The 8,739-nt window shown below is 64.7% G+C and carries 9 protein-coding genes and 1 tRNA gene; 6 read left to right on the forward strand and 4 right to left on the reverse strand.

Annotated elements, in window-relative coordinates:
- Positions 1–2: 2 nt before the first annotated feature.
- On the reverse strand, positions 3–551 hold the full coding sequence (locus OG921_RS22160) for a YbhB/YbcL family Raf kinase inhibitor-like protein (RefSeq protein WP_266114700.1): 549 nt from the start codon (positions 549–551) through the stop codon (positions 3–5).
- Between the two features lie 16 nt (positions 552–567).
- A complete protein-coding gene (locus tag OG921_RS22165; protein WP_266114701.1) occupies positions 568–1,929 on the reverse strand; it encodes a M20/M25/M40 family metallo-hydrolase in 1,362 nt (453 codons plus the stop codon).
- Between the two features lie 155 nt (positions 1,930–2,084).
- On the opposite strand from OG921_RS22165, the gene OG921_RS22170 reads away from it, so the two are divergent.
- Positions 2,085–2,170 (forward strand) — tRNA-Leu (locus OG921_RS22170).
- Between the two features lie 80 nt (positions 2,171–2,250).
- On the opposite strand, the gene OG921_RS22175 is transcribed toward OG921_RS22170, so the two are convergent.
- Positions 2,251–3,264: an alpha/beta hydrolase family protein gene (locus OG921_RS22175; RefSeq protein WP_266114717.1), complete on the reverse strand. Its 1,014-nt coding sequence runs from the start codon at positions 3,262–3,264 to the stop codon at positions 2,251–2,253.
- A 213-nt stretch (positions 3,265–3,477) separates the two neighbouring features.
- Positions 3,478–4,179 carry a hypothetical protein gene (locus OG921_RS22180; RefSeq protein ID WP_266114702.1) on the reverse strand — a complete coding sequence of 234 codons (702 nt, stop codon included), beginning with the start codon at positions 4,177–4,179 and terminating at the stop codon, positions 3,478–3,480.
- A gap of 72 nt (positions 4,180–4,251) precedes the next feature.
- Between OG921_RS22180 and OG921_RS22185 the strand changes: the two genes are divergently transcribed.
- The 5 genes from OG921_RS22185 to OG921_RS22205 all read left to right on the forward strand — a co-directional run bounded on the left by OG921_RS22185 (position 4,252) and on the right by OG921_RS22205 (position 8,705).
- Positions 4,252–4,911, forward strand: coding sequence for a hypothetical protein (locus tag OG921_RS22185; RefSeq protein WP_266114703.1), 660 nt, complete (start codon positions 4,252–4,254; stop codon positions 4,909–4,911).
- 119 nt (positions 4,912–5,030) lie between these two features.
- Positions 5,031–6,014, forward strand: coding sequence for an ATP-binding cassette domain-containing protein (locus tag OG921_RS22190; RefSeq protein ID WP_266114704.1), 984 nt, complete (start codon positions 5,031–5,033; stop codon positions 6,012–6,014).
- A complete protein-coding gene (locus OG921_RS22195) occupies positions 6,011–6,805 on the forward strand; it encodes an ABC transporter permease (protein ID WP_266114705.1) in 795 nt (264 codons plus the stop codon). The genes OG921_RS22190 and OG921_RS22195 overlap by 4 nt, the downstream gene beginning before the upstream one ends.
- A 47-nt stretch (positions 6,806–6,852) precedes the next feature.
- Positions 6,853–7,659 (forward strand): ABC transporter permease, encoded by an 807-nt coding sequence (locus OG921_RS22200; protein ID WP_266114706.1) that lies wholly within the window; start codon positions 6,853–6,855, stop codon positions 7,657–7,659.
- A gap of 110 nt (positions 7,660–7,769) precedes the next feature.
- Entirely contained in the window at positions 7,770–8,705 is a 936-nt protein-coding gene (locus OG921_RS22205) for a triacylglycerol lipase (RefSeq protein ID WP_266114707.1), read from the forward strand.
- Positions 8,706–8,739: the final 34 nt, after the last annotated feature.

Below are 8,739 nucleotides of genomic sequence, written 5' to 3' on the forward strand. Positions count from 1 at the left end.
GCTCAGGCCTTCTGCTCCCACGTCGCCGTGATGACGGCGCGGGCGATCGAGTGCATGAAGAGGTTGAACCCGAGGTAGGCACAGGTGGCGTCCGGACCGATATCGAGCGATTCGACGCTCAGGGCGTGCACCGCGGTGATGTAGCGGTGCACGCCGTGCCCGGCGGGCGGCGCGGCACCGATGTAGTTCGCCAGGCCGGCGTCATTGCGCAACGTGATGGCGTTGGCCGGTAGCCCCGTCCCGCCGTCGTCGCCGGCGCCGGAGACCACCGACGTCGTGGACGCTGGGATATTGAAAACGGCCCAGTGCCAGAATCCGGAGCCGGTGGGCGCATCGGGGTCGAGGTTGGTCACGGCGAAGCTCTTCGTTTCGGCCGGGAACCCCGACCACGACAGCTGCGGCGAGACGTCGTGGCCGCCGGCGCCCATGATGCCGCTGACCTGCGGCAGCTTGAACTGGCCGCCGTCGGTGAAGTCCTCCGAGGTGAGCTCGAACGACGGCAGTTTCGGCAGGAAGTCGTACGGGTCGAATCCGAACGGTGCATCGGCCATGTGAACCTCTCTCGTCTCAGCTGTGCAACAGCAGGTGCTCGAGCACGCGGGTGCCGAACTCGAGTGCGTCCATCGGTACCCGCTCGTCCACGCCGTGAAACAGCGCGGAGAAGTCGAGGTCCGGCGGCAACTGCAGCGGCGCGAAACCGAAGCAGCGAATCCCTAAGCGGGCGAACGCTTTTGCGTCGGTCCCACCGGATAGCATATAGGGCACGGTGCGGCCGTTCGGGTCGTTGGCGAGAATCGCAGCATTCATCGCATCGACCAGATGCCCGTCGAAGGTCGTCTCATAGGAGTCGAGCTTGGTAACCCATTCACGGGTCACGTCGGGCCCGATCAGCTCGTCCACCTCCCGCTCGAATTCCGCTTGCCTGCCGGGCAGCACACGGCAGTCGACGACAGCCTCCGCGGTCTGCGGAATGACATTCGCCTTGTATCCCGCGCGCAGCATCGTCGGGTTCGCGGTGTCGCGGAGGGTCGCGCCGATGATTTTGGAGATGGTGCCGAGCTTGGCCAGAGTGCCGTCGATACCCGGCGAGTGCGGGTCGAATTCGATCCCGGTCTCCGTGGAGACCGCGGCGAGAAACTCGGCCACCGAGTCGGCGAGGACCAGCGGAAAGGTGTGCGTACCCAGCCGCGCGACCGCCTGGGCGAGAATCGTCACCGCGTTGTCCTCGTGTAGGAACGAGCCGTGACCGGCGCGAGCCTTGGCCGTGAGCCGCATCCAGGCGAGCCCCTTCTCGGCCGTCTCGACGAGGTAGAGCCGGCGCTCCTCGCCGTCGCGGGTCGGCACGGTCAACGAGAACCCGCCGACCTCACCGACCGCCTCGGTGATGCCGTCGAACAACTCGGGACGGTTGTCGACCAGCCAGTGGGAGCCGTACTTGCCGCCGTTCTCCTCGTCGGCGAGGAATGCGAACACCAGGTCACGTGGCGGCACCGTGCCCTCGGCCCGGAACTGGCGCGCCAGTGCCAGGGTCATTCCGACCATGTCCTTCATATCGATGGCGCCGCGGCCCCACACGTAGCCGTCCTCGACGGCTCCGGAGAAGGGGTGCACGCTCCAGTCGGCGGGTTCGGCGGGGACGACATCGAGATGACCGTGGATCAGGAGCGCCCCTCGGCCGGAATCCGCACCGGGCAGCCGCGCGAACACGTTGCCACGGCCCGGGGCGCCGGACTCGACATAGGTCGTCTCGTACCCGACCTCCTCGAGTTGCTCGGCGACCCACTTCGCGCAGTCCTCCTCCCCCTTGGTGGTTTCGAGTTCACCGGTGTTGGAGGTATCGAACCGGATGAGCCTGCTGACGAGGTCGACCACCTCGGCTTCGGCGCGCGAGCGTTCTGGGCGACCCTGACCTTCCGCTGTCCCTGGCACTCCACTTTCCTACCACCGCGATGCACTGGGCGCGGCGATCGGGGACGCGGTGAACGGGCACCGGTCGCGACCACTGTTTGGCTCGTGACGGGGGCGATTTTGGCTGGCGGAAGTTATCCGATAACCTTTGTCAGCGCGCACGGCAACGTGCGCGAGTCCGAGTGGCGGAATGGCAGACGCGCTAGCTTGAGGTGCTAGTGCCCTATTAACGGGCGTGGGGGTTCAAGTCCCCCCTCGGACACCCACGATCGATTCTCACTCTTCCTTTTCCGTGCCGCGCGGCAAGTCCGGCGACACGGCATCACTGCCGCGACGAGGCCGTCAGCAGAAGAGGCCCTTCGCGAGCACCGCCCACGAGGCCTTGAGGTCGTCCTTCCAGTAGCCCCAGGAATGCGTGCCGGTGTCGCGGAAACTGTAGGTGGCGGGAATTCCCAGTTCATTCAGGCGGGTCTGCATGTTGTGTGCGCAGTAGTTGGTCGCCGCCTCGATGACTCCGCCGACCACAACCTGATTGGCGAGACCGTACGGGCCGGGGATCGTGTACGGACCGTTGAGTGTCTCGTACTGCCCCGGCAGGCCGCTGCCGTTCGAAATGTAAAGGTTGGCCCCGCGCAGCGCTTCCGCATGCAGATAGGGATCGTTGGCTGCCCAATTCGGATCGTCGAGCGGACCCCACATGTTCAGCGTGTTGCCACCGCCCCAGGTCTCCACCGTCAGCTTGACGAACTGCTGGCCAAGGGGGTCACTCGTCTGCGCGCATCCCGAATAGGACGCGACGCTTTTGTACAACCCCGGCTTTGCGATGGCGAGCGCAAAAACGGCCGTCGCCGAGGTGGACAATCCGGCGATCGCGTTGTGCTTGCTCGTGCCGAACGCAGCATCGATCAACGGCGGCAGTTCCTCGGTGAAGTAGGTCTTCCACTTGTTCGGGCCCAGCACCGGGTCGTTCTTGATCCAGTCGGTGTAGTAGCTCCACGGACCACCGATCGGCTGAACGACGTTGATGTTCTTATCGGACAGGAAGGTCAGCGCGTCGGTCTTCTTCTGCCATGACGCGTCATCGACGCCGCCGCCGGCGCCATTGAGCAGGTAGAGCGTCGGCCTCGGCACCGACGTGTCGGTCGGTCGCAGAACGTCCACGGGGAAGGTGGTGTTCATCGCCGTGGAGTGCACCCAGATGCGGATATTGCGGTCATCGACGATCTGCATGTGATCGATGTAGGAGCCGTCCGGCGCGGTCGGCGCCGCGAGCAACTCGCCAGTCTCGATGATCGGATCGGCGGCTGCGCGGGCGGTTCCCCACGCCACCGAAAGCGTCGCTACCAGGGCGGTCAGCACCACCACCAACGCCACACGAATGCTCGTTCTGTCTATCACGACGTCATTCCTCACTGCTTCAGCGTCGGATCAGATCCGGTCGACGACGCAGCGCCGCTGCATCCCAGCCGACCACCCATGATGGGATGTCGCCTCTTGCGAAATCGACCAGAATCTCGGCATCGTTACGGATCCGCCGAGCGCGGACGTAATGCGATCCGTCACCGGCTGTCACCAAAAAATCGGCATCAACCCGTACCGCGCGAGCACCGATTCGATCATATCGATCAACTCGGCTCTGGTCTTCGGGTTCGGCGGGTGAAATGCGGTGACACGTAGGGCCGTTGTTCCACCGGATTCGGTGAGAATCATCGCCAGACACCCCCCGTTCCTGCTGAGGGCTGCGGGTGCTTCTACCGCTCGATTGATCAGCGAACCCGACATGAAGGCGGCCGTTCCACCGTCGATGCGCATAATCGCCGGATGTGTTTTGCCGACCACCGAGCATATGGTGCTGAGGTAGTCGGACACCCGGATATTCGCACCGATGCGCCGCAATCTCCGCCGCGGAATGATTCTGTGCATCGCGACGAAACGATCGTTCGTGCTCCCGTCCACGTCCTGCTGCAGCACCTGCTTCAATTGGGCGCGTAACGGTTGAAGGTCCGTCGCAGGATCGAGCTCCGGTGACACGTTCACGGACACACCACGAACCGCGTTGGCCCGTGCATCACCACGACCGGCTCGGTCGCTGACCGGCATATTGATGCGTGTCATCCCAGACTGCGTCGTCCGCCCGAGCGCAACCGCGATATCGGAGGCTACCGCGACCGCGAGCACGGTCGAAGTTCCTCCCCGATCGGCGGCCGCGGCATGCCATTCGGCGGCGGGGATCACTGCGATCACCCGCGGAATCTCGAACGTATCGTCCAACTCGACAGCGGATTCGGACCTCGGCGCCGTGTCGCGCGGATCCGGCCGGGGAGCCGCGGCGGGCGAGGTGCGATGCCGAGCGAAGGCGACCTGGGCCCGGGCCGCTCGGGCAAGCTCACGAGTCGACGAAGCCAGTTCGCTCAGCGCCGTCGGAAGCGTTGCGCGCTGCTCGTTGGAAACCGGCACATCCACATTTCGGCGTTCCACCGCGTCCTCGACCGCCTGGAACAGAAACAGCGCGTCCGCGATGGCGTGCGACACCAGCAACGACACTACCGCTCGGCCGTCGTCCAACTGTGCCGTCGCCAACCGCCAGGCCGGGCCACCGTACGCATCGATCTCGGCGTGCGACTGCTCCGCCACCCAACTCTCGAGATCCTCCCGGTCGAGCACTCGCGAGGTCACCTCGAGTGGCGCGAATTGCGCCTTCGACGTCCACCGATCGCCCGCGGCGCCCAGCACCGCTGGAGCGATTACGCGACCCAGCATGCCGCGCTGAAGCTCCGCACAGAACGCCCGAAGCGCCGGGAGATCAACCGGTCGGTCGTACATCCACAACACATGCGACGCCGTCACGCCGAAGGCCGTCTGCATTCTCGCCATCACGCTGTCGACGTCGTCCAGACGCTCCCGCACCGCACCACCCTCCTGCCGGACCCGGTACCCGTGCTGGTTTCGCTCGGATGTTGCAGCATCATGACGGCTATCGACAGGCGGCGTGCGCACAGATAAGCGACGGCCGACCGCCGGGCGTGCCGTAGCGTGGTCGAGCGGACCTCTGTCGCACAGTAACATTCCGCGTTCCAGGCGAGATCAGATGCGGACGGTCCGTTGCCTACGTTGGAGAGTCGATGTCAAGTACGCGCGCCGCGGCCGAAAGCGCCAGCGCAGCGGTCTACGTCGCGGACGTCCATAAGTCTTTTGGCGATGTCCAGGCACTACGTGGGGTCAGTTTCGCCGCAGAGCGAGGCACCGTTCTGGGCATCCTCGGCCCCAACGGGGCGGGGAAGACCACCACAATCAAGGTCTTGTCGACGCTGTTGCGTCCCGACAGCGGAACCGCCTTCGTCGCCGGCCATGACGTCGTCAGGGATCCCGCCGCTGTGCGCCGCGCGATCATGATGACCGGCCAGAACGCCGCGCTCGATCAGAATCTCTCCGGTCGCGCGAACCTCGAGTTTTTCGGGCGATTGATGGGCCTGGATCGTAAAGATGCCCGCAAGCGCGCCGACGAACTGCTCGAACTCTTCGACCTGGCTGTCCCAGGGCGACGGCCGGTTGGCAGCTATTCGGGCGGTATGCGGCGGCGCGTCGACCTCGCCTGCGGCCTTGTGGTGCGACCCGAGGTCATATTTCTGGACGAACCGACCACCGGCCTGGACCCTCGGAGCCGGCAGAGCGTGTGGCACCTCATCTCGAGGCTGAAAGATGAAGGCATCACTGTCTTGCTCACAACGCAGTACCTGGAAGAAGTCGATCTGCTCAGCGACAAGATCATCGTGATCGACGGAGGCACGGTCATCTCGGAAGGAACAGCCGACGAACTCAAGGCACGCACCGGAGGCACGTTCTGCGAGGTCGTGCCGCGCGACCCCGCCCAACTCGGCGCGGTGGTGCAGGCCCTGGGCGATCTCATTCCCCAGGCCCTACGAGACGAGGCTGTCGCACTCGGCGATCGCGTCTCCATACCGGCCGCCGACGGATCTGAGACTATGGCCGAGGTGTTGCGCCGCATCCACACCAACGGAATCGCGATCGCCGACGTCGCATTGCGCCGACCGTCGCTCGACGATGTGTTCCTCACCTTGACGGGCCACCCGGGAACACACTCGTGACGGTATCGGTCTTCGGCACGGACAATCGGCGAGTCGAGCCGTCGAAAGTACGCCAGTGGTCGATCCTGACCAATCGGGTACTGCTGAATCTGTTCAACTCCGGCCAGATCTTGATCGCGTTCGTGACCCCGGTAATCTTCACGCTCGGGTTCTACCTGCCGTTGCGTTACGTAATGGGCGTTCAGGGCATCGACTACGCGCAGTTCGTCATGCCGATCATCGCACTACAGACCGTCGGTTTCGCGATGACGTCCAATGCACAGATCGCTGCATTCGAGACGCTGAGCGGCCTGAACGACAGGCTGCACACGATGCCGATCGCCTCCTTCGTCCCGCTCGCCGCGCGTATCACCGGAGGGATGCTGCGGGCCGGCATATCCTTGGCGGTGGCAATCGGCCTCGGGTATCTGATCGGGTTCCGATTCGAAGCCGGGTTTTGGCAGGGCGTGCTCTTCGTGGTGTTCACATTTGCCGTGGGTACCGTCCTGTCGCTCGGCGCCGACGCGCTGGGCGTGCTGACCCGGAGCCCGGAGTCGTTGAGCCAGGCGCTGACACTGCCCATCCTGATCTTCGGCATGCTCTCCGCGGGCTTCGTTCCCGAGACCGGTTTTCCCGAGTGGATTCAGCCATTCGTCCGAAATCAGCCGATCTCACAGTTCGCGGTCTCGATGCAAGACATGACGACCGACGGCGTGACATTCCATGTGCTGTGGCCTGCACTCGCCTGGCTCGGCGGCATGGTTGCGCTGTTCGTACCGCTGGCGATCTGGGCGAGCGGGCGGCGGCAGTGACCTCCACTCGTGATCCCGGCGCGGTTTCAGACATCCGCTCGTTGCGAATGCCTCGCGCGACGGACGTGCGCGGCGAGGCCTCGCCCCTCTCGCTGTGGCGCCACGGCGTCGTCCAGGCCGAGCGCGTGCTCCGCGGCTGGTTGACCGATCCCGCGACCGCTATCCAGACGTTGATCTACCCGGCGCTGACGCTGGTCGTGCTGTGGATCGTGCTCGGCAAGTCGATCACGACGGCGACCGGGTCGCCCAGCGTGTACGGCACTGTCCCGATGATCACACTGATCGCCGCGATGTCGGGATCCATCGTCAGCGCGCTCGGGCTGAACGAAGAGGTCCGCAGCGGACTACTCGCGCGGATGTGGACCATGCCGGTTCATCGCGCCGCCGGCTTGATCGGCCGCATGCTCGCGGAAACAGTCCGCATTACGCTGACCAGCTTGCTCATCGTCGCAATCGGGTATCTGCTGGACTTCCGGTTTACTCAGGGACCCGTGGCGACACTAGCTTTCTTCGGCGTCCCGATTCTTTTCGGATTGGCTTTCGCGGTCGCGATCACCACTGTCGCAACCATCACGGATGGGGCGATTCTGATCAGCCTGGTCAGCCTGGCCACGAGTTTGATGTTGTTTTTCAACTCGGGTTTCGTGCCGGTGTACGCGTACCCGGATTGGCTCCAGGGCGTGGTCGGCAATCAACCGATGTCGTGTGCGATCGACGCGATGCGGGGTCTGTCGTTCGGCGGGCCGGTCGCCGAACCTATGCTGAAGACCGTGGCATGGACGGTCGGCACGATCGTCGTCCTCCTCTACCCGGCGGTCCGCGGCTATCGAAAGGCCGCGCAGAACTCGAACTGAATCGATTTCTGTGACTTAAGTCACACTGGTATCGTCCTCATCAATGGCACCATCGGTTACGGTCGTTGAGTTTTGCCAAGCCCGGACACCGCCGTCGTGAGAGGACCTGGATGAGGTTGGTGAGAGCTGCCTCCGTGGTCGCGGCGGCAGCCATAGTGATGGCTGGGTTCGTCGCACCCACCGCGACGGCTGATCAAGCCTCGTCGGAGCCCGTTCCCGGCTACGCCCGAATGGGCACGCCGCCTCCGGGCACCAACGACTGGAACTGCACGCCGACTGCGGCACACCCCCGCCCGGTCGTACTCGTGCACGGCACAGCGTCCAGCATGCAGACGGCGTTTTCGGTGCTCGGCCCGCAGTTGAAGGAAGCAGGATATTGCGCCTTCACGCTGAACTACGGCGGTGTCGGGGCATGGTGGGATCCCACGCACATCGTGTGGGGTGTCGATGACATCCCACACTCCGCAGCCGAGTTGGCTACTTTCGTGGACGCGGTGCTGGCCCACACCGGCGCGGAGCAGGTCGACATCGTCGGCCATTCGCAGGGCGGGACGTTGGCCCGTCAGTACCTCAAGTTCAACGGCGGTGCCGATCCGGCCGATCCGGCCCACAACAAGGTGCATTCACTCATCGCGCTCGGGGCGACCAGCCACGGGACCACCTTCAACGGATTGCAGCAGCTGTACGCGTTGTTCGCACAACTCGGCCTCGGCAGCGATCTGACGGCTCGGGTCGTGTTCGGGATCGCTGGTCGCCAACAACTCGTCGGCTCACGATTGCTCCGCGACCTCAATGCGACCGGTGAAACCCTGCCGGGCATCGACTACACGATGATCGCGACGAAGTACGACGAGGTTGTCACGCCACCGCAGTATGCATTCCTGGTCCCGCACGGTCGCGTCAACGTCCGCAACATCTGGGTCCAGGACGGTTGCGAGACCAACCGCGTACCGCACGAGAACCTGCTCGGCGACGAGCGCGCACGCTACCTCGTGATGACCGCGCTCGATCCCGCGTACGCCGACTCGCACCGCGCCCCCTGCTGAACGGGCACCCGCTGGTCGGCGAACGCCGGGCGAG

This window comes from Aldersonia sp. NBC_00410 (genome assembly GCF_026342035.1).
In the GTDB taxonomy this organism is placed as follows: domain Bacteria; phylum Actinomycetota; class Actinomycetes; order Mycobacteriales; family Mycobacteriaceae; genus Aldersonia.

Excerpts from the sequence above, each read along its gene's own strand:
- OG921_RS22160 (WP_266114700.1), bottom strand. The coding sequence starts at position 551 with ATGGCCGATGCACCGTTCGGATTCGACCCGTACGACTTCCTGCCGAAA.
- OG921_RS22185 (WP_266114703.1), top strand. The coding sequence starts at position 4,252 with ATGCCGAGCGAAGGCGACCTGGGCCCGGGCCGCTCGGGCAAGCTCACG.
- OG921_RS22190 (WP_266114704.1), top strand. The coding sequence starts at position 5,031 with ATGTCAAGTACGCGCGCCGCGGCCGAAAGCGCCAGCGCAGCGGTCTAC.
- OG921_RS22200 (WP_266114706.1), top strand. The coding sequence starts at position 6,853 with ATGCCTCGCGCGACGGACGTGCGCGGCGAGGCCTCGCCCCTCTCGCTG.
- OG921_RS22205 (WP_266114707.1), top strand. The coding sequence starts at position 7,770 with ATGAGGTTGGTGAGAGCTGCCTCCGTGGTCGCGGCGGCAGCCATAGTG.